At 71.4% G+C, this 20,519-nt stretch carries 18 protein-coding genes and 1 tRNA gene; 11 read left to right on the top strand and 8 right to left on the bottom strand.

The window, feature by feature from the left end; all coding sequences use genetic code 11:
• The 5 genes from QJS33_RS21745 to QJS33_RS21725 form a co-directional block, all read left to right on the top strand.
• A partial coding sequence (locus QJS33_RS21745; protein WP_306369888.1) for a DUF721 domain-containing protein occupies window positions 1-326 on the top strand: 326 nt, incomplete at its 5' end.
• Between the two features lie 477 nt (window positions 327-803).
• Window positions 804-2,741: a DNA topoisomerase (ATP-hydrolyzing) subunit B gene (gene gyrB / locus QJS33_RS21740; protein WP_306369887.1), complete on the top strand. Its 1,938-nt coding sequence runs from the start codon at window positions 804-806 to the stop codon at window positions 2,739-2,741.
• Window positions 2,742-2,813: 72 nt separating this feature from the next.
• Window positions 2,814-5,408: a DNA gyrase subunit A gene (gene gyrA, locus QJS33_RS21735; protein WP_306369886.1), complete on the top strand. Its 2,595-nt coding sequence runs from the start codon at window positions 2,814-2,816 to the stop codon at window positions 5,406-5,408.
• A gap of 106 nt (window positions 5,409-5,514) precedes the next feature.
• Window positions 5,515-6,060: a DUF3566 domain-containing protein gene (locus QJS33_RS21730; protein WP_306369885.1), complete on the top strand. Its 546-nt coding sequence runs from the start codon at window positions 5,515-5,517 to the stop codon at window positions 6,058-6,060.
• A gap of 194 nt (window positions 6,061-6,254) precedes the next feature.
• A tRNA-Ile gene (locus QJS33_RS21725) sits at window positions 6,255-6,331 on the top strand.
• 55 nt (window positions 6,332-6,386) lie between these two features.
• Here the strand turns inward: QJS33_RS21725 and QJS33_RS21720 are convergent.
• The 3 genes from QJS33_RS21720 to QJS33_RS21710 all read right to left on the bottom strand — a co-directional run bounded on the left by QJS33_RS21720 (window position 6,387) and on the right by QJS33_RS21710 (window position 8,987).
• Window positions 6,387-7,478 carry an ArsO family NAD(P)H-dependent flavin-containing monooxygenase gene (locus tag QJS33_RS21720; protein ID WP_306369884.1) on the bottom strand — a complete coding sequence of 364 codons (1,092 nt, stop codon included), beginning with the start codon at window positions 7,476-7,478 and terminating at the stop codon, window positions 6,387-6,389.
• A 115-nt stretch (window positions 7,479-7,593) separates the two neighbouring features.
• A complete protein-coding gene (arsB, locus tag QJS33_RS21715) occupies window positions 7,594-8,676 on the bottom strand; it encodes an ACR3 family arsenite efflux transporter (RefSeq protein ID WP_306369883.1) in 1,083 nt (360 codons plus the stop codon).
• On the bottom strand, window positions 8,676-8,987 hold the full coding sequence (locus QJS33_RS21710; RefSeq protein WP_306369882.1) for a helix-turn-helix transcriptional regulator: 312 nt from the start codon (window positions 8,985-8,987) through the stop codon (window positions 8,676-8,678). The genes arsB and QJS33_RS21710 overlap by 1 nt, the downstream gene beginning before the upstream one ends.
• Window positions 8,988-9,062: 75 nt before the next feature.
• Here QJS33_RS21710 and QJS33_RS21705 point away from each other — a divergent pair, with 75 nt between their 5' ends.
• The gene (locus tag QJS33_RS21705; RefSeq protein WP_306369881.1) at window positions 9,063-9,476 is read left to right on the top strand and encodes an arsenate reductase ArsC; all 414 of its coding nucleotides are present in this window, start codon (window positions 9,063-9,065) and stop codon (window positions 9,474-9,476) included.
• Between the two features lie 85 nt (window positions 9,477-9,561).
• Here the strand turns inward: QJS33_RS21705 and QJS33_RS21700 are convergent, their stop codons facing one another.
• Window positions 9,562-10,206, bottom strand: coding sequence for an arsenate reductase ArsC (locus tag QJS33_RS21700; RefSeq protein ID WP_306369880.1), 645 nt, complete (start codon window positions 10,204-10,206; stop codon window positions 9,562-9,564).
• Entirely contained in the window at window positions 10,203-10,883 is a 681-nt protein-coding gene (locus tag QJS33_RS21695) for a helix-turn-helix domain-containing protein (RefSeq protein ID WP_306369879.1), read from the bottom strand. The genes QJS33_RS21700 and QJS33_RS21695 overlap by 4 nt, the downstream gene beginning before the upstream one ends.
• A gap of 185 nt (window positions 10,884-11,068) precedes the next feature.
• On the opposite strand from QJS33_RS21695, the gene QJS33_RS21690 reads away from it, so the two are divergent.
• Window positions 11,069-11,251, top strand: a complete 183-nt coding sequence (locus QJS33_RS21690; RefSeq protein WP_306369878.1) for a hypothetical protein — start codon at window positions 11,069-11,071, stop codon at window positions 11,249-11,251.
• 50 nt (window positions 11,252-11,301) lie between these two features.
• Here QJS33_RS21690 and QJS33_RS21685 read toward each other — a convergent pair whose 3' ends face one another.
• Window positions 11,302-11,469, bottom strand: a complete 168-nt coding sequence (locus tag QJS33_RS21685; protein ID WP_306369877.1) for a hypothetical protein — start codon at window positions 11,467-11,469, stop codon at window positions 11,302-11,304.
• Window positions 11,470-11,583: 114 nt separating this feature from the next.
• Between QJS33_RS21685 and QJS33_RS21680 the strand changes: the two genes are divergently transcribed.
• Window positions 11,584-13,551, top strand: coding sequence for a M3 family metallopeptidase (locus tag QJS33_RS21680; protein ID WP_306369876.1), 1,968 nt, complete (start codon window positions 11,584-11,586; stop codon window positions 13,549-13,551).
• On the opposite strand, the gene QJS33_RS21675 is transcribed toward QJS33_RS21680, so the two are convergent.
• The gene (locus QJS33_RS21675) at window positions 13,548-15,707 is read right to left on the bottom strand and encodes a cell wall metabolism sensor histidine kinase WalK (RefSeq protein WP_306369875.1); all 2,160 of its coding nucleotides are present in this window, start codon (window positions 15,705-15,707) and stop codon (window positions 13,548-13,550) included. The two genes, QJS33_RS21680 and QJS33_RS21675, sit on opposite strands and share 4 nt — an antisense overlap.
• The gene (locus QJS33_RS21670; protein WP_306369874.1) at window positions 15,697-16,395 is read right to left on the bottom strand and encodes a response regulator transcription factor; all 699 of its coding nucleotides are present in this window, start codon (window positions 16,393-16,395) and stop codon (window positions 15,697-15,699) included. Before QJS33_RS21670 ends, QJS33_RS21675 begins: the two co-directional genes overlap by 11 nt.
• 227 nt (window positions 16,396-16,622) lie before the next feature.
• On the opposite strand from QJS33_RS21670, the gene QJS33_RS21665 reads away from it, so the two are divergent.
• The 3 genes from QJS33_RS21665 (at window position 16,623) to QJS33_RS21655 (ending at window position 20,252) form a co-directional block, all read left to right on the top strand.
• Complete coding sequence (locus QJS33_RS21665) at window positions 16,623-17,387, top strand: L,D-transpeptidase family protein (protein ID WP_306369873.1); 765 nt, start codon at window positions 16,623-16,625, stop codon at window positions 17,385-17,387.
• A gap of 50 nt (window positions 17,388-17,437) precedes the next feature.
• On the top strand, window positions 17,438-17,734 hold the full coding sequence (locus QJS33_RS21660; RefSeq protein ID WP_306369872.1) for a hypothetical protein: 297 nt from the start codon (window positions 17,438-17,440) through the stop codon (window positions 17,732-17,734).
• Between the two features lie 184 nt (window positions 17,735-17,918).
• A complete protein-coding gene (locus QJS33_RS21655) occupies window positions 17,919-20,252 on the top strand; it encodes an excinuclease ABC subunit UvrA (protein WP_306369871.1) in 2,334 nt (777 codons plus the stop codon).
• The last annotated feature ends 267 nt before the right edge of the window (window positions 20,253-20,519 follow it).

The raw sequence follows: 20,519 nt of genomic DNA, 5'->3' as shown, positions 1-20,519 counted from the left end.
GCCGTGGCCGGTTGCGGTCACGCAACGAGCCGCAGATGTTCGGGGACGCGGTGAAGACCTGGCTGATCGAACACGGATGGCAGGAACAGGTCGCCATCGGCGGGGTTTTCGGGCGCTGGTCGGAGATCGTCGGCGAGTTCAACGCCCGCAGGCTGCGGCCGGAGAGCTATTCGGAGGGCGAATTGGTCCTGGTGGCCGATTCGCCGACGATGGTGGCGCACGCGCGTTCGATGGTGCGGGATCTGATGCGTCGGCTCAATGAGGAACTGGGCGACGGAACCGTCGTCTCCATCAAGATCAAGGGCCCCGGTACCCGCCGGCGTTGAGTCCCCCGGCGGTCCGCGCGACGGGGCCGGTCGTCCACAGGCTGTGGATAGCCGCAGGTGGGGATGGTTGCGCTGGGACGCACGGGGTAGGTGCTCGGTGGTGTCCACCGGTGTGACGGGGCGGGCGGGGGAGAATCGGAACCGAACCCTCCCCCAACGCATCTGAAGCGCCCCCGGAACTCCGAGGAGCCCCTCCCGTGTGTGGGGAGTCGTCTCCCTCCCCGAGCGTTCGTTGTGATGCGGCACAGGGCCGCCAATGCCACTTTGTCGTACCGCGCGGGGTATCATGGAGGTGGTTCTTCAGACGCCTGTAGCCGGTATCACGCCCCCAAGAGAGGGTGGGCGGACGAACCGTGCGGCGAACGGTGATCCCCCAGGTGTCGCGGCATCCCGACCCCTGTGATCTCCATGCCGTCGGTCCGTCGTCATCCGCTCGGCCGCGGTCGACAGGCGTCCCCAGCAGGAGGGTGTACCCACTTGGCCTACGACGCTCGATCAATCACGGTTCTGGAGGGGCTTGAAGCGGTTCGCAAGCGCCCCGGAATGTACATCGGTTCCACCGGGGAGCGCGGCCTTCACCACCTCGTCTACGAGGTGGTCGACAACTCCGTCGATGAGGCGATGGCGGGCCACGCCGACGCGATCGAGGTGACCCTGCTGGCCGACGGCGGCGTGCGGGTGGCCGACAACGGCCGCGGCATCCCCGTCGACCTCCACCCGGTGGAGAAGCGTCCGGCGGTCGAGGTCGTCCTGACCACGCTGCACGCGGGCGGCAAGTTCGACGGCAAGTCCTACGCGGTCTCCGGCGGTCTGCACGGTGTCGGCGTCTCCGTCGTCAACGCGCTGTCCACCGCACTGGACGTCGAGATCCGCCGTGAGGGCCACGTCTGGCGCCAGCACTACGAGATGACCGCCCCCACGGGCGAGCTCGTCAAGGGCGAGGCCACCGACGAGACCGGCACCCAGATCACCTTCTGGGCCGACGGCTCGATCTTCGAGACCACCACGTTCTCGTACGAGACCCTGTCCCGTCGCCTCCAGGAGACGGCGTTCCTCAACAAGGGGCTCGCCATCACCATCCGCGACGAGCGGCCCGACCACACCGACGGCGGGCCGACGGTCAACACGTTCCACTACGAGAACGGCCTGTCCGACTTCGTCAGCTACATCAACGCCAAGAAGGAGCCGGCGCACGCGTCGATCATCTCCTTCGAGGAAGAGGGCGAGGGGATGTCGGCGGAGATCGCCATGCAGTGGAACCACTCCTACACCTCGTCGGTGCACACCTTCGCGAACGTGATCAACACGACCGAGGGCGGCACCCACGAGGAGGGCTTCCGCTCGGCGCTCACCACCATCGTCAACCGGTACGCCCGCGACCAGAAGCTGCTGCGGGAGAAGGAGGACAACCTCACCGGCGACGACATCCGCGAGGGCCTCACCGCCATCATCTCGGTCAAGCTCGCCGAACCGCAGTTCGAGGGCCAGACCAAGACCAAGCTCGGCAACACCGAGGCCAAGTCCTTCGTCCAGAAGGTCACCAACGAGCACCTGCGCGACTGGTTCGAGCGCAACCCCGGCGAGGCCAAGGACATCGTGTCCAAGGCCAGCCAGGCGGCCCGCGCCCGCATCGCCGCCCGCCAGGCCCGCGACCTCACCCGCCGCAAGACCCTCCTGGAATCCACCTCCCTCCCCGGCAAGCTGTCCGACTGCCAGTCGACCAACCCGGAGGAGTGCGAGGTCTACATCGTGGAGGGCGACTCCGCGGGCGGCTCCGCCAAGGGCGGCCGCAACCCGAACAACCAGGCCATCCTGCCCATCCGCGGCAAGATCCTGAACGTCGAGAAGTCCCGCATCGACCGCATCCTCAAGAACAACGAGGTCCAGGCGATCATCACCGCCCTGGGCACCGGCATCCACGAGGAGTTCGATGTCGAGAAGCTGCGGTACCACAAGATCATCCTGATGGCCGACGCCGACGTCGACGGCCAGCACATCCGGACCCTGCTGCTCACCCTGCTGTTCCGCTTCATGAAGCCGCTGGTGGAGCTGGGCCACGTCTACCTGGCCCAGCCGCCGCTGTACAAGATCAAGTGGGACCAGCGCGGCTCCGACGCGAGCTACGCCTTCTCCGACGCCGAGCGCGACCGCGTGATCGAGGCGGGCATCGCCGCCGGCAAGAGGGACCCGCGCCCGCGCGACATGGTCCAGCGCTTCAAGGGTCTGGGCGAGATGAACGCCAACGAGCTGTGGGACACCACCATGGACCCCGACCAGCGGATCCTCCTCCAGGTCAGCCTGGAGGACGCCGCCCAGGCCGACGAGATGTTCAGCGTGCTCATGGGCGAGGACGTCGAGTCCCGACGCGCCTTCATCCAGCGCAACGCCAAGGACGTCCGCTTCCTGGACATCTAGGGACCGGGCCCGGGGCCGTGTCCCGGGCAGTGAACCGAGCTCAACGAAGCTTCGTAGAAGGGATCGACATCCGTGACGGATGCGAACAACCCGGACGCCCCTGAGGGAGCGGAATCCTCCGTGGAGGAGCTGGAACGCGTCACCGACCGCATCGAGCCGGTCGACATCCAGGTCGAGATGCAGCGCAGCTACCTCGACTACGCGATGTCGGTCATCGTCGGCCGCGCCCTGCCCGACGTCCGCGACGGGCTCAAGCCCGTCCACCAGCGCGTGCTGTACGCGATGTACGACGGCGGCTACCGCCCCGACCGCGGGTTCTTCAAGTGCGCCCGCGTCGTCGGCGACGTGATGGGCAACTACCACCCCCACGGTGACAGCGCCATCTACGACACCCTGGTCCGGCTGGCCCAGTGGTGGTCCATGCGCATGCCGCTGGTCGACCCCAACGGCAACTTCGGCTCCCCGGGCAACGACCCGGCGGCCGCCATGCGGTACACCGAGTGCAAGCTCGCCCCGCTGGCCATGGAGATGCTCCGGGACATCGACAAGGAGACCGTCGACTTCCGGCCCAACTACGACGGCCGCTCCTCCGAGCCCGTCGTGCTGCCCGCCCGCTTCCCGAACCTGCTGGTCAACGGCTCCTCGGGCATCGCGGTCGGCATGGCCACCAACATCCCGCCGCACAACCTGCGCGAGGTCGCCGAGGGCGTCAACTGGTTCCTCGACAACCCCGAGGCCGCGGACGAGGACCTGCTCGACGCGCTCATCGCGCGGATCAAGGGCCCCGACTTCCCGACCCGCGGCCTCATCGTCGGCAAGCGCGGTATCGAGGAGGCGTACCGGACCGGGCGCGGCTCCATCACCATGCGTGCCGTGGTCGAGGTCGAGGAGGACCAGCGGGGCCGCCAGGCCCTGGTCGTCACCGAGCTGCCCTACCAGGTCAACCCGGACAACCTCGCGCTGAAGATCGCCGAGCTGGTCAAGGACGGCAAGGTCAACGGCATCGCCGACGTGCGCGACGAGAGCAGCGGCCGCACCGGCCGGCGCCTGGTCATCGTGCTCAAGCGCGACGCCGTCGCCAAGGTCGTGCTCAACAACCTGTACAAGCACACCCAGCTCCAGGAGACCTTCGGCGCCAACATGCTGGCGCTGGTCGACGGGGTGCCGCGCACCCTGCGCCTGGACCAGATGATCCGGCACTGGGTCAAGCACCAGGTCGAGGTCATCGTCCGGCGCACCCGGTACCTGCTCCGCAAGGCCGAGGAGCGCGCCCACATCCTGCGCGCGCTGCTCAAGGCCATGGACCGGATCGACGAGGTCATCGCCCTCATCCGCTCCAGCGCCTCCGCCGACGACGCCCGCACCGGCCTCATGGGCCTGCTGGACATCGACGACGTCCAGGCCCGCGCCATCCTGGACATGCAGCTGCGCAAGCTGGCCGCCCTGGAGCGCAACCAGCTCACGTCCGAGTACGACGAGCTCATGGCGCAGATCGCCGACTACAACGACATCCTGGAGTCGGACGTCCGCCAGCGGAGCATCATCCGCGAGGAACTGGGCGAGATCGTCGACAAGTACGGCGACGAGCGGCGCACGCACATCATCCCGTTCGAGGGTGACATGCGCATGGAGGACTTCATCGCGGAGGAGGACGTGGTCGTCACGATCACCCGCGGTGGATACGCCAAGCGCACGCGCATCGACAACTACCGGGCGCAGAAGCGCGGCGGCAAGGGCGTGCGCGGGGCCCAACTCAAGCAGGACGACATCGTCCAGCACTTCTTCGTCACCACCACCCACCACTGGATCCTGTGCTTCACGAACCAGGGCCGGGTGTACCGGACGAAGGCCTACGAGCTGCCCGAGGCCGCCCGCGACGCGCGCGGTCAGCACGTCGCCAACCTGCTGCCGTTCCAGCCGGGCGAGGAGATCGCCCAGATCATGGCGCTGCGCGACTACGAGGCCGCGCCGTACATGGTCCTGGCCACCCGCGAGGGCCTGGTCAAGAAGTCCCGCCTGGAGGACTTCGACTCGGCGCGCTCGGCCGGCATCATCGCGATCAACCTGCGCGAGGGCGACGAGCTGATCGCCGCCCGCCTGGTCTTCGGCGACGACGACCTGCTGCTGATCTCCAGCGACGCCCAGGCGATCCGCTTCCCCGCCTCCGACGAGTCGCTGCGCCCCATGGGCCGGGCGACCAGCGGTGTGATCGGCATGCGGTTCCTGGAGGGCGACTACCTGCTCAGCATGGACGTCATCCGGCCCGGCGACGGGTCCACCGACGTCCTGGTCGCCACCGAGAACGGCTACGCCAAGCGCACCCCCTCCGACCAGTACCCGGTGCAGAACCGGGGCGGCAAGGGCGTGCTGACCGCCAAGGTGGTCGAGGCCCGCGGCAAGCTGGTGGGCGCGCTCATGGTGGACCCGGAGATCGACGAGGTCTTCGCGATCACCTCCGCCGGCGGGGTCATCCGCACCGGCGCCGCCGAGGTCAAGCAGTCGGGCCGCACCACCATGGGCGTCCGGCTGATGAACCTCGACAAGGGCAACAAGATCGTCGCCATCGCCCGCAACGCCGAGGCCGGTGACGCCGAGGAGGAGCTTGAGGTCGCCGCAGGCGACACGGTCGACGAGACGGTCGCGTCCGAAGGTGAACCCGAGGCCTAGACTGCGCGTTAAGTCCCGATAGGACCCGTGGGGGTACGGACCACCCCCGCGGGTCCAGGTCGCTTCAACCACCCGCTCTCAAGGAAAGTCCAGCGGTAACGTTTCTATGTCTGACAACCAGCGGAACACCACCACGAACGACGCCGCTCCCGCAGGGGACGTGGAGACGACCGATACGGCCCCGGCGGGCGGCGGAGAGGCGGCCACCATGACGGAGACCCCGGACGGATCCGAGCCCCAGCAGGCGGCCGCGGGCAAGGCGACCCTCAGCAGCCGCAAGGCGCACCTGACCGTGTCCCGCGTGGAGCCGTGGTCGGTGATGAAGTTCAGCTTCGTCGTGTCGCTGGTGTGCTTCATCATCCTGTTCGTCGCGATCGCCGTGATCTACGCGACCCTGTCGATGCTGGGCGTGTTCGACGAGCTGACGAACATGATCAACGCCCTGCTGGAGGGCGACGGCGGCGGCGAGGACGAGCTGGGCCTCAACCCCGCGGCGTGGTTCTCCCCCGGCCGGGTGCTCGGCTACACGGGTGTGGTCGGCGCGCTGAACATCGTGCTCATCACCGCCCTGTCCACGGTGGGCGCCATGGTCTACAACCTGGTCGCCGACCTGGTGGGCGGCCTGGACATCACCCTCTCCGAGGCCGAGTAGCGGCCGTGCCCCGGTGGGCCCGGACCCTTCGGGGACCGGGCCCACCGGCGTTCCGGCGGGTGTTCGGAGCACTCTCCGCAACCGGTAAAATCGAAGGTGAAGAGGGGCGCGCGTGCCGCGCCCCGACTCCTGTCCGCCTTCGAGAACCGGTTCGCCCCGGCCGATCGGATGCGGTAGAGTTCCACACGGAACACGGGCGTATAGCTCAGTCGGTTAGAGCGCATCCCTGATAAGGATGAGGCCCCAGGTTCAAGTCCTGGTACGCCCACCAGCGAAAAGACCCGCCGGAACACCGGCGGGTCTTTTGCGTACTGCTAAAAGTACGGCTACCGGGGTCCGGTCGCCTTCTCCCGGGCCAGGGCCTCGGTGATCTCGGCCACGGCCGCCTTGGCCGTGCGACCGGCGCCGATGAGCGTGGCCGAGGCCGTGCCGGTCCAGTCGCCGTAGCCCAGCAGGTGCAGCCGCGGTTCGGCGAGTGAGCGGGTGCCCGCCACCGGGACCCGCCCCCGCGCGTCGGCCACCCCCAGCGGGGCCAGGTGGTCCAGGACGGGCCGGAAGCCCGTGCACCACACGATGGCGTCGCACGCCGATTCGGTGCCGTCCGCCCACACCGGGCCGGTGCGGGTGAGGCGGTCGAACATCGGCTCGGCCTTGAGCGCTCCCCGGTCGCGGGCCTGTCTGACCGATGGCACCATCACGATGTCCCCCAGGTCACCGACCCCCCGCGCCGCCCGGTCGCCGTTCTGCGCGGCCCGCTGCCGCCGGGTGGCGATGTCGAACAGGGCGCGGCCGTCCACATCGTCGGGGAGGAACCGGGGAGGACGCGCCGTGGCCCACGTGGTCTCGGCGACCCGGGAGAGTTCGGCGAGGATCTGTGCCGCCGAGTTGCCCCCGCCGACCACGACGACCCGCTGCCCGGCGAACCCGTCGGGTTCCCGGTAGCCGACGGTGTGCAGTTGCCCGCCCTGGAACTCCGCACGCCCGGGAACGTCGGGGATGTACGGATTGCCCCAGGTGCCGGTGGCGCTGATGACATAACGCGCCTTCCATCGTCCCCGGTCGGTGAGCACCCGCAAGGCCGCCCCATCCGTTCGCTCCACGCCTGTCACCCGGACCGGACGGTGCACGGGCAGGTCGTAGCGGCGTTCGTACTCCTTCAGGTACCAGGCCACATGCGCCGCACTCGGGTATTCGTGCCCTTCCTCGGCCGGCATCCACCAGCCCGGCAGCATGCTGTGCCCGGCGGGCGAGAACAGCCGCAGCGAGTGCCAGTACTCGGTCCAGGATCCGCCCGGCACGGCGCCGCCGTCCAGGATGACGTGGTCGGCCTTGGCCCGGCGCAGGTGGTACCCGGCCGCGAGTCCGGCCTGTCCGCCTCCGATGACCGCGACGTCGACCGTGCGCTCCTGCGTGTGCATCCTCGGCCTTTCCGCATGTGTCGGGTGCTCTGCCGCCCGGTGTTCCACCGGCGGCGGGGGACGCCGGGCGGGTCGGGGCCGCGCGCTCCGCGGCGGGCCCCGACCCGCGGGGGCGCTACTCGCTTCGGGCGCCGAACCTCTTGCGCCAGGCCAGGGACACGTACACCAGGCCCACCAGCACGGGCACCTCGATCAGCGGCCCCACCACACCCGCCAGCGCCTGCCCGGAGGTGACGCCGAAGGTCGCGATGGCCACCGCGATGGCCAGCTCGAAGTTGTTGCCCGCCGCGGTGAACGCCAGCGTGGTGGTGCGGCCGTAGTCCATCCCGATCGCCTTGCCGAACACGAACGTACCGAACCACATGATGACGAAGTAGGCGAGCAGGGGGACGGCGATGCGCGCCACGTCCAGCGGCTGGTCGGTGATCCGGTCGCCCTGGAGGGCGAAGAGCAGGACGATGGTGAACAGCAGCCCGTACAGCGCCCACGGCCCGATCCGCGGCAGGAACGCCGACTCGTAGCGCTCCCGGCCCATGCGCTTCTCGCCGAGCGTGCGGGTGAGGAACCCCGCGGCCAGGGGCACGCCGAGGAAGATGACCACGTTGAGCGCGATCAGCCAGGGGGAGACGTCCAGGTCGCCGGTGTCCAGGCCCAGCCACCCGGGGAGCAGGTCCAGGTAGAACCAGCCCAGCAGCCCGAAGGCCAGCACCTGGAACACCGAGTTCAGCGCCACCAGGACGGCGGCGGCCTCCCGGTCACCGCAGGCCAGGTCGTTCCAGATGATCACCATCGCGATGCACCGGGCCAGGCCCACGATGATCAGCCCGGTGCGGTACTCGGGCAGGTCCGCCAGGAAGATCCAGGCCAGCGCGAACATCACCGCGGGGCCGATCACCCAGTTGACCACCAGGGAGGAGACGAGCAGGCGCCGGTCGCGGGTGACGGTGTCCAGGCGGTCGTAGCGGACCTTGGCCAGCACCGGGTACATCATGACCAGCAGGCCCAGGGCGATGGGCAGGGAGATCCCGCCGATCTCCAGTGCGGCCAGCGCCTCGTTCAGGCCCGGGACCACGCGGCCCAGTCCCAGCCCGACGGCCATGGCGAGCAGGATCCACACCGCCAGGAACCGGTCCAGGAACGAGAGTTTCGCCACGACCGGGGTGCCGGCCGCCGGTGCCGTCTTCTCGGGGTGCGCCATCAGCAGGCCCTCCGGTTCTGCTCGGCCTGTGTGGAACGTGCGGTGGCCGCCAGGTCGGCCAGGGTCTCGGACAGTCCCTCAAGCCGCTCGGGGACCAGCCGGTAGTAGGTGAACCGGCCGCAGGGCTCGGTCTCGACCACTCCGGCCTCGCGCAGGACGCGCAGGTGGTTGGACAGGTTGGTCTGGCGGGCGCCGGTCTCGGCGACCAGGTGCGTGGTGCACAGTGTTTCGGTGGCGAGCAGGGTCACGATCCGTAGACGCAGCGGGTCTCCCAGCACGCGAATCAGATCAGTGTCGACTGATGTCATCATGGACTGATGTTGCCATATCATTCGAGCCTGATGCGAGTTCTCCGCTCGCCCGGATCGATGAAGTGAGAGAAGGCCATGACCGACACACCCTCCGTGCTCTTCGTCTGCGTGCACAACGCCGGCCGCTCCCAGATGGCCGCCGCCTGGCTGACCCACCTGTCCGAGGGGCGGATCGAGGTCCGTTCGGCCGGGTCCGCACCGGCGGACACCCTCAACCCGGCCGTGGTCGAGGCCATGGCCGAGGTCGGCATCGACATCACCGACCAGCACCCCAAGCTCCTCACCGTCGACGCCGTCGAGGCCTCCGACGTGTGCATCACCATGGGGTGCGGCGACACCTGCCCGATCTTCCCGGGCAAGCGCTACCTCGACTGGGAGCTGCCCGACCCCGCCGGGCAGGGGGTCGAGGCGGTCCGCCCCATCCGCGACGAGATCAGAAAGCGAGTGGAGGAGTTGATCGAGGAGATCAACGGGCAGCCACGGCTCTGACCGCACCGGGGCGGACGCGCCACGGCGGTAGGGAACGTCCACGCTTCCGCCCCCGGGCGGCGTGCCGCGATCCGCTCCGCCGTCGTCAGACGGGGATCTCCAGTTCGGCCAGCAGAGCGCGGACCCGGCTCTCCACCTCGTCGCGGATCGGCCGCACCGCCGCCACGTCCTTCTCCGCCGGATCGTCCAGGGTCCATTCCTCGTAGCGCTTGCCGGGGAAGATCGGGCAGGCGTCCCCGCAGCCCATGCTGATCACCACGTCGGCGGCGCGCACCACCTCGTCGGTCCAGGGCTTGGGGAACTCGCCCGCGATGTCGATTCCGACCTCGGCCATCGCCGCGACCGCCGCCCGGTTGACCTCCTGCCCCGGCTCGGAGCCGCCGGACCAGGCGATCGCCCGGTCGCCGGCCAGGTGACGGAAGAAACCCAGCGCCATCTGACTGCGGCCGGCGTTGTGCACGCACAGGAAGAGCACGACGGGGCGGTCGTCGTCCACCTTGTTCTCGACCCGGGCCAGCGCGTGCAGGCGCTGGCGGGCGAACCGCTCCGCGAGCAGGGGCAGGAACTGGGCGACGGTGGCCTTGGCCGCGAACTGGTCGTAGCTGGTGTGCAGGAACCGCTCGATGGTCTCGGCGTTGAAGACGCCCGTGAACTCGTCGGCGAGGTTGCGTGTGGCGACCAACAACGCGTACTGCTGGTCGACGGTGAACTGGCGCCGCTGGTGGGTCATGGCCTCTCCTCGGGCTGGACGGTGGTCGCGAGCCGCTCGACGCGGTCGCTGAGTTGGGTGAAGGCGTCCTCGAACGCGGTGTCGGTGTCCGTGCGGACGGGGTCGGGGATCGACCAGTGCAGTCGAGGCCGATCGGGGGAGAGCTCCTCGTGGGCGCTGTCGCAGACCACCACGACCAGGTCGTCCTCGCGCAGCACGTCGTCGATGTGGGCCGTGCGCTGGGGGTGCAACCTCAGACCGTGGCGGCGGGCGGTGCTCAGAGCGCGTTCGTGGACACGCGGGCCGGGGCGGGTTCCGGCCGAGACGGCGGGGACGGGGCCGCGGTCCTGCCACAGGGCGGCGGCCAGTTGGGAACGGGCCGTGTTGTGGGTGCACACGAACACCACCCGGGGCGCGTGCAGGAGCGCGGCCGGGGCCAGCGCGGTGAGCGCTTCGGGCCGGAGTCGGATGTAGGTGCGGCGATGGTCGGCCTCGGAGGGGACCCGGGTGATGACGTCGGCCTCCTCCAGCACACGCAGGTGGTGGGCGACGAGGTTGGAGCGCATTCCCAGGCGCCTGCCCAGCTCCGAGGGCGAGGCGTCGCCGGTGCACAGCGTGTCGGTGATGGCCAGGCGGGCGGTGTCCGCCAGGGCCGCGTGGAGCCTGACCCGGCGTTCGAGTGAAAGCTCAGTGTTCATTGAGTCAATGATTGCTGAGTGATTTTCCCCGGGCAAGCCTCTGGGGTGAACGCACGCCCGGCGTTCATTCGGTGTCAATCCGCTCGCAATGATCTGGAAACCGCCGGAGTCGGCGCCGGTGCCGGGCGCGCGACATCACGCTGCGCACCGACGGGAACTCCACCGAGCGCCGCCCCGGCCGGGGCGTGGAGTTCGTGATCCGGGACGGCCGCTACCTGATCGCCCGGGTCAAGGACGTGGACGGCCCCAATCGCGCCCTGCCGGCGCACGGCCTGCATCCTGCCGCCCTCCAGGTGCCCTTCCCTGCCGGGGTGGGCGGCCCGGAGACGATGCGCGAGCGGCGCGCCCCTATCCCGGTCCCCCGGTAGTACGGCCGCTGAGACCACGTCTCGGCGGGTCGACAAAGCCTCTTGTCCCTTCAGCGATCCGTCGACCGCTCCGACCGCAGGGCCCGCACGAGCCGGGAGCCGGACTCGGCGGCCTCCGCGGCCCGGGCCCACAGGGCCTCCCGGGCCGCGGCCAGGCCGGGCCCGTCGGCGCCGCCACCGTGCGGGCGGGGCTGTACAAGAGCCCCCGAAATCGACAAGTCGTCTTTACATGTCGATAAGGCGCCCCGTGCGACGAAAGCCGTGTGACAGGAAGCCCCGGGCGCGGTAGAACGGCACGGAGACCGTTGCACGACCCCGGAGGAGTCCCGACCTTGACCGACAACCCGTTCTTCGCACCCAGCGGTCTGCCCTACGGGCTCCCCGACTTCGCGAAAATCCGCGAGGAGCACTTCGTGCCCGCCTTCGAGCGCGGCATGGCCGAGCAGCTCGCCGAGATCGAGGCGATCAAGAACGACCCGGCCCCCGCCACGTTCGAGAACACCCTGGTCGCACTGGAGCGCTCCGGGGCCGTCCTGCGCCGCGTCTCGAACGTCTTCTTCACCTTCACCTCCTCCGACGCCTCCGACCGCGTTCAGGAGATCGAGACGGAGATGATGCCCCGGCTGAGCGCGCACGCCGACGCCATCACCCTCGACCGCGCCCTGTGGGAGCGGATCGAGCAGGTGACCGCCGAGGGCCCCGAGGACGAGGCGCTCCTGGAGCGCTACCGCACCGACTTCGTCAAGGCCGGCGCCCGGCTGGACGGCGACGCCCAGGAGCGGCTGCGGGAGATCAACGGGGAACTGGCCCGGCTGTCCACCGAGTTCGGCCAGAACGGGGTGACCGCCGCCACCGAGTCCGCACTGGTCGTGGCCGACGCCGCCGCACTGGACGGCCTGGACGAGGACCGCATCGCCGTGGCCGCCCGTGAGGACGGCACCTACGCGCTGCCGCTGCACAACACCACCCTGCACCCCGTGATGGCCCGCCTCACCGACCGGTCCGTGCGCGAGCGCCTCTTCCGGCTCAGCGTCGAGCGCGCCCCGAAGAACAAGGAGATCGCCGCCCGCATGGCGCTGCTGCGCGCCGAGCGCGCCGCCCTGCTCGGCTACGCCGACCACGCCTCCTACAAGGTCGCCGACCAGACCTCCAAGACCCCCGAGGCGGTCGAGGAGCGGCTGGGCGCCATGGTCGAGCCCGCTGTGCGCAACGTCCTACGCCAGACCGAGGAACTGGCGGAGCTGGCCGGGCACCCGATCGAGCCGTGGGACTGGCCGTTCTACGCGGAGCAGGTGCGCCGCGGCCGCTACGAGGTGGACGAGGCCGCGCTGCGCCCGTACTTCGAGCTGGACCGGGTCTACGCCGACGGCGTCTTCCACGCCGCCACCGGCCTGTACGGCATCACCTTCACCGAGCGCACCGACCTGTCCGGCTACCACCCGGACGTGCGCGTGTGGGAGGTGTTCGACGCCGACGGCTCCGAGCTGGGCCTGTTCCTGCTCGACCCCTACGCCCGCCCCACCAAGCAGGGCGGCGCGTGGATGCACAACCTGGTGGAGCAGTCCGAGCTGCTGGGCCAGAAGCCGGTGGTGGTCAACAACCTCAACATCACCAAGCCGGGCTCGGGACCGACCCTGCTCACCCCCGACGAGGTCAACACCGCCTTCCACGAGTTCGGGCACGCCCTGCACGGGCTGCTGTCGTCGGTGCGGTACCCGCGCCTGGAGGGCACCGAGGTGCCGCGCGACTTCGTGGAGTTCCCCTCCCAGGTGAACGAGATGTGGGCCAACCACCCGCAGGTCCTGGCGAACTACGCCCGCCACCACGAGACCGGGGAGCCGGTGCCCGCCGAGCTCATCGAGAAGCTGGCCGCGGCCGAGCGCTACGACCAGGGCTTCGCGACGGTCGAGTACCTGGCGGCGGCGCTCCTGGACTGGTCCTGGCACCGGATCGCCCCCGGGCAGGAGGTGGACCCGCACGCCTTCGAGGCGCAGGCGCTGGAGAGGTGGGGCCTGGCCCTGGACCTGGTCCGCCCCCGCTACCGGACCGCGTACCTCCAGCACTGCTTCGCCGGCGACTACCACGCGGGCTACTACTCCTATGTGTGGAGCGAGGTCCTGGACGCCGACAGCGTGGAGTGGTTCACCGAGAACGGCGGCCTCACCCGGGAGAACGGCGACCGCTTCCGCCGGTACGTGCTCTCGGTGGGCGGCAGCGTCGACCCGATGCGGGCCACCGCGGAGTTCCTGGGCCGGGAGCCGCGCCTGGAGCCGCTGCTGCGCCGCCGCGGCCTGGTCTAACCGCGGCTCTCACGCTCCTGGGCCGGTCCCCCCTCCGGGGGACCGGCCAGGGGCAGCCGGAGGGTGAAGGTCGTGCCCTCCCCGACCGTGCTGCTCACCGCCACCGTCCCGCCGTGCAGTTCCACCAGCCCGCGCACGATGGCCAGCCCCAGCCCGCTGCCGCCGGTGCGCCGGTTGCGGGACCTGTCCGCCCGCCAGAACCGGTCGAAGACGTGCGGCAGGTCCCCCTCGGCGATGCCGACCCCGGTGTCGCTCACCCGGAGCACCGCCTCCGAGCCCGCCCGGTGCGCCCGCACGGTGACGGTCCCGCCCCGCGGGGTGTGCCGCAGCGCGTTCCCGACCAGGTTCCCCAGCACCTGGAGCAGCCGGGTGCGGTCGGCCACCAGGGTCACGTCGCGGACCTCGGCGACCAGCCGCACCCCGGCCTCCTCCGCGCGCAGCCCGTGGCCGGCGGCCACCTGATCGACGAGCGGGCCGACCTCCACCGGCTCCGGGGACAGCCGCAGCCGCCCGGCGTCGGCCAGGGCGAGGTCCTGGAGGTCGTCGATGACCGCCTGGAGCAGCAGGGTCTCCCCCAGCAGCATCCCCATGCGGTCCGGCTCGGGGGCGACCACACCGTCCTGGACGGCCTCCAGCCAGCCGCGCAGATTGCTCAGCGGGGTGCGCAGCTCGTGCGACACGTCGCTCACCATGGCCTTGCGCTGTTCCTCGGCCTGTTCCAGGTGCTCGGACATCTCGTTGAACGCCTCCGCCAGGCGGCCGATCTCCCCGGAGTCGCGGACCTCCACCCGGGCGGGGCCGCCGCCCTCGCGCATCCGGTTGACGGCGTCGGTGAGCGCGTGGACGGGACGCAGCAGCCGGGTCGCCAGGGTCGTGCTCACCACCACGGTCAGCACCAGGACCAGCAGCACCACCCCGCCCACGCGCAGCGCACCCTCGCGGGACAGGGAGAGCCCCGCCCCCGCGTCCTCCGCCGGGTCGTCGATGAACAGCAGCGCGGCGGGGGCCACGTAGGGGTCGAGCTGGGCGCGGCGGGCGGCGTCCATACAGGACGCGGTCTCCGGCGGCACCTGGACCTGCGACCACGCCGGGTCGTCGGAGTCGGAGGGGACGGGGGTGGGGGCGGCCGGGGCGGCGCCCCAGTCCTGGGGGGCCGTCGGCTCCTCTGGCACCCCGGCGCCCGAATCCCCGGTATCCGGGGCGGAGGAGGGCGGCACCCCGGCCGACGGATCGTCCGGCCGGGGTTCGACGCCCCCCTCCTCCCCGGGCGGGTCGGGGTCCGGTTCGTCGGCAGGGGACGGGCTCTCGGGGTCGTCGGGGGCGGCCGGCGCCCGGGCCTCGACCGTGCTCTCCCGCTCCGGCTGCTCCTCCGGCCGGGTGTCCGTGATGGCGAGCCCCCCGGTACGGCCGTCCATCTTGTACACGAGGGGCCGCGCCCCGGAACCCGACCCGCAGTCGGAGACCCGGGCGTTCAGGTCGGCCAGCGCCTCCTCCTCGCCCCCGACCGGTTCCTCCAGGACGTCGAGGCCGCAGTCGGCCCACATGTACACGTCCGTCTGCTCTGCCTGGACCGCGGGGCGCCCGGTCGGCCCGGTCACCACCTCCGCCGGAACGCCGTACAGGGTTCGCAGGCAGCGCGCCCCCTGCTCGGCGTCGGCGCGCACCAGCGCGCGCTCGTGGTCGGTCAGAGCGAACGGGCCCACCGCCCGCGGGTCGATGCGGTCACCGCTCTCGGCGGCCAGGGTCACGTCCACCGCCAGCGCGTCCACCACCGACGACGTCCTGGGCGGCAGCGGCGGGGCGTCACCGGCGGCCCCCTCGGCGATGACGGCGGAGTCGGCGATCACGGACCGGCCCTCGGTGGTGAGGACGATCCGGCGGCCGGTCTCTCCGGCCAGCTCCCGGACGGTCTCCTCCACCCCCTCCCACCCCCGGTGGGTCGCCGCGTAGCCGACGAGGGTGTCGTGGATGTGGGTGTCCACCGCCAATGTCTCGCCCTGCTGGACGGTGATGGACTCCGACGTCCGCTGCACCGCCAGCCAGGCCGTCGCCGTGATCGAGCAGACCGCCACCAGGACCGACCCCGTCAGCAGCCGGAACAGCAGGCCGTGCCGGAGCGAGCCCCGACGCTCGGATCCGCGCCGCTCAGCGGCCACGGTCGGGCCCCACCAACTTGTAGCCGATCCCGTAGACGGTGACCAGCCGGACCGGCCGCCGCGGATCGGGCTCGATCTTGCGGCGCAGGTTCTTCACGTGCACGTCGATGGTGCGCTCGGTGATGTAACCGCTGATCCCGTGGATGAGCTCCAGCAGCTGGGCCCGGCTCAGCACCAGGCCCGGCCTGGCGGCCAGCGCCCGCAGCAACTGGAACTCCACGGGGGTGCACTCCACCGGCGCCCCGTCCACCCGCACCGCGTGCCGGGCCGGGTCCACGCTGATCGGGCCGGCGTTCAGCACCCGCTCCTCGTCCCGGACCGGGGTGCGCGAACGCCGCAGCAGCGTGCGCACCCGCGCCATCAGCTCGCGCGGGCTGTAGGGCTTGGTGACGTAGTCGTCGGCGCCCAGGTCCAGCCCGGTCAGCAGGTCCTCCTCGGTGGAGCGCGCGGTGAGCAGCAGCACCGCCACGTCGGACTCGGCGCGCAGCACCCGGCACGCCTCCAGCCCGCTCATCACCGGCATCATCACGTCCATCACGACCAGGTCGGGGCGGTCGCGGTGGTGCTCCTCCAGCACGGCGCGCCCGTTGTGGACCACACGGACCGTATGGCCCTCGTGCTCCAGATAACGCCGGATCAGCTCTGCCTGGTTCACATCGTCCTCGGCCACCAGGACATGCGCGCACACGTGGAGGACCTCCGTTCGCCGACCGGGGGCGACGGGCCCCCGCCACCGACGATCGTACGGGCGCCGCCCGGCGGCCCGCCGGGGCCTACCGGGGGCCGGAACGGGTCGCCCCAGGTCGGAACACGGGACGCACACGGCGGCCACACGGGTTCTTCACATTCCTCGTCCACTCTTCATGGCGTCCGGTGCGGAGAGCCCCGCCGGACTCCTCGACCGGATGGACCCCCATGCGCCGATCCCTGATGCCCCGCGGAACCGCCGGGACGCTGCCCGCACTGGCCGCGATCGCGGTCCTGACCGCGGCCACCGCCTGCTCGTCCTCCTCCGGAGCCCCGGAGGAACCCTCTGGAGAGGTAGGAGGGGCTGGAGGGGCAGGAGAGGCCGCGGCATCCGAGGGCGCCCACATCGCCACGGCCGTCGGCGACGAGGTCGAGGTCCGCTCCGAGCCGGACGGCGGCGAGGTGGTGCACACCCTCGCCAGTCCGAACGACTTCGGCGCCGACCGCACCTTCCTCGTCCGGCAGGTCCGGGGCGACTGGCTGGAGGTGCTGCTGCCGGTGCGGCCCAACGGGTCCACCGGCTGGATCGAGGCCGACGACGTCGAACTCACCGTCACCGCGTTCCGCGTGGAGATCGACATGTCGGAGTTCTCCTTCACCGTCGTCGAAGGCGGGGAGGAGCTGCGGACCGGCCCGATCGGCATCGGTACGGCCGAGACACCGACGCCGCCCGGTGAGTACTACTTCACCGAGCTGCTCCAACCCTCGGACCCCGAGGGGGACTACGGCGTCTACGCCTTCGGCCTCAGCGGGCACTCCGACACCCTGGAGACCTTCGCGGGCGGGCCCGGACAGCTCGCGGTGCACGGCACCAACGACAACTCGGGCCTGGGCGGCGAGGTCAGCCACGGCTGTATCCGGGTGTCCAACGACGACATCTCCTGGATGGCCGAACGCCTGCCGCTGGGCACCCCGGTCGAGATCACCGAATGACCGCTCACCGAGCGGATTCCCGAGAACGACGACACGACAAGAGGTCGACCATGCGAGTGAAATCCCGAGTGCTCATCATCGCCGCCATGGCGGCGGCCTTCTTCGGAACGGCCCCGGCCCTCGCGTCGGACGACGCCCCGGCCGACTCGGAGAGCGTCGCCACCCCGACTCCCAGCCCCGAGGCCACGGCCCCGGGCGACGGCACCAACCCCGATCCGGACGTTCCCTCCGCGGTGCCGAGCGACGGCACCAACCCCGACCCGGACGTTCCCTCCCCGGCGCCGGACGACCCGTCCGGTGCCGACCCGGCCATGCCCATCCCCGAGGACCCCAACTACACCGGCTGACCTCCTCCTCCGGCGCCGCCCCGGCCGGGGGCGGGGCGGCGCCGGAGGCCAGGACCGGGGCCGGGGCCGCGGGAGGGGCGGCATCCTGACACGGCGCCCTCCCCCTCCCGCGGCCCGTCCGGGTCCGCCGTCTCCGGGCGGGCCGCGGGCCGGGCACGGTCCCGCGTCGGGTAATCCTCGGAGCATGGAGAACACCGACGCCCACATCCGGGTCCGCGGCGCGCGGGTGCACAACCTGCGCGCCGTGGACGTGTCCCTGCCCCGCGACGCGCTCGTCGCGTTCGCCGGGGTGTCCGGGTCCGGCAAGTCCTCGATCGCGTTCGGCACCCTGTACGCCGAGGCCCAGCACCGCTACCTGGAGTCGGTCGCCCCGTACGCGCGCCGCCTGCTCCAGCAGCTGCCCGCCCCGGACGTCGACGCCATCACCGGCCTGCCGCCCGCGGTCGCTCTGGCCCAGGCCCGCTCGGCCCCTTCGGGGCGGTCCACGGTGGGCACCCTGACGGCGGTCTCCAACTCGCTGCGCATGCTCTTCTCCCGGGCCGGGACCTACCCGCCCGGGGCCGAGCACCTGGATTCGGACTCCTTCTCCCCCAACACCGCGGTCGGCGCCTGCCCGGTCTGTCACGGGGAGGGCGTGGAGTACGAGGTCACCGAGGAATCGCTGGTCCCCGACCCGTCGCTGAGCATCGCCGACGGCGCCGTCGCCTCCTGGCCCGGCGCGTGGCAGGGCAAGAACCTGCGCGACATCCTCGACACCCTCGGGTACGACGTCCACCGCCCCTGGCGCGAACTCCCGCGCGAGGACCGCGAGTGGATCCTGTTCACCGACGAGCAGCCGGTGGTCACCGTGCACCCCGTCCGGGAGGCGGGCCGGGTGCAGCGCCCCTACCAGGGCACCTACAGCAGTGCCCGGCGGCTGGTCCTCAAGGCGTACGCGTCCTCGGCCAGCGAGGCCCGCAAGGAACGGGCCCGGTCGTTCATGGACGAGCGGGTCTGCCGCGAATGCGACGGGCGGCGGCTCAACCGGGCGGCGCTGCGCGTGACCTTCGCGGACCGGAGCATCGACGAACTGGCCCGGATGCCGCTGTCCGCGCTCGCCGGTCTGCTCGCGGCCTGGCACGACGACCCCGGACCCGCGGGCACCCTCGTCCAGGACATCACCGCCCGCGTCGAGGTGCTGGTGGAGCTGGGCCTGGGATACCTGAGCACCGCCCGCCCCGCGCCCACCCTCTCCACCGGCGAACTCCAGCGCATCCGGCTGGCCACCCAGGTGCGCACCGCCCTGTTCGGGGTGGTGTACGTGCTGGACGAGCCGTCGGCCGGGCTGCACCCGGCGGACTGCGAGGCCCTGTCGGGCATCCTGCGGCGGCTGCGCGACGGCGGCAACACCGTGTGCTTCGTGGAACACGACATGGACATCGTGCGCGGTGCCGACTGGGTCGTGGACGTGGGGCCCGGAGCCGGCGGCAACGGGGGCCGGGTGCTCTACAGCGGCCCGGTGGCCGGGCTCGCCGAGGTCGGGGAGTCGGTCACCCGCCGCTACCTCTTCGGATCGCCCGCCCCCGAACGGGTGGGCCGCGCCCCCTCCGGGACCCTGGAGGTGCGCGGGGCCGACCGCAACAACCTGCGCGGACTGGACGTCGACGTGCCGCTGGGCGTGTTCACCGCCGTCACCGGGGTGTCCGGTTCGGGCAAGTCCACCCTGCTCGGCGCGATCGAGGAGCGCGCCGCCGCCCGCGGCCGGGCGGTGTGGGTGGACCAGAAGCCCATCGGCCGCACCCCCCGCTCCAACCCGGCCACCTACACGGGGCTGTTCGACACGGTCCGCAGGCTGTTCGCCGCCACCGACGAGGCCAAGGGGTTCGGGTACGGACCCGGCCGGTTCTCCTTCAACGTGCCCGAGGGGCGCTGCCCCACCTGCGAGGGTGAGGGGTTCGTGTCCGTGGAGCTGCTGTTCCTGCCCAGCACCTACGCCCCCTGCCCCACCTGCGGGGGCGCCCGTTACAACCCCGACACCCTGCGGGTGGCCTACCGGGGGCTCACCGTCGCCGAGGTCCTGGACCTGTCGGTGGACGAAGCACTGGAGTTCTTCGCCGAAGCGCCGGCCGTGGCGCGCTCGCTGGACACCCTGAGCGCGGTCGGCCTGGGCTACCTGCGGCTGGGGCAGCCCGCCACCGAACTGTCCGGCGGGGAGGCCCAGCGGATCAAACTCGCCACCGAACTCCAGCGCCGCACCGTCGCCGACACCGTCTACCTGCTGGACGAGCCCACCACCGGGCTGCACCCGCACGACGCCGACGTGCTCATGGAGCGGTTGCGCGACCTCGTCGACGCGGGTGCGACCGTGGTCGCCGCCGAGCACGAGATGCGGATCGTCGCCGCCGCCGACCACGTCATCGACCTGGGGCCGGGCGGCGGTGACGAGGGCGGCCGGGTGGTCGCCGCCGGGACCCCCGCCGAGGTGGCCGCCGTGCCCGGGAGCCGCACCGCCGCCTACCTCAAGGACCTCGTCCGGTGAGGTGAGCCGCGTACCTCCGGTGGTGGTGGGTCGAGGCCCGCGGCCTGTCCGGTCCGCTGAGGCGGCGGGGTCCGCGGGGGTGGGGCTGCCGTCCTGTTCTGCCGGTGGGTGGTCGGCTTTGTCGTCGTACCGTCGTGTCGACATGTCGTTCGAGGTTTCCCGGGTGTGCCGGGGGGCGGGGTCTGCGGGGGTGGGGCTGCTGCCCTGTGCTGCCGGTGGGTGGTCGGCTTTGTCGTCGTACCGTCGTGTCGACATGTCGTTCGAGGT

Source organism: Nocardiopsis sp. CC223A, assembly GCF_030766825.1.
In the GTDB taxonomy this organism is placed as follows: Bacteria; Actinomycetota; Actinomycetes; order Streptosporangiales; family Streptosporangiaceae; genus Nocardiopsis.
Note: the sequence above shows the minus strand (reverse complement) of the source record. Positions and strands in the feature narration are given on the sequence as shown.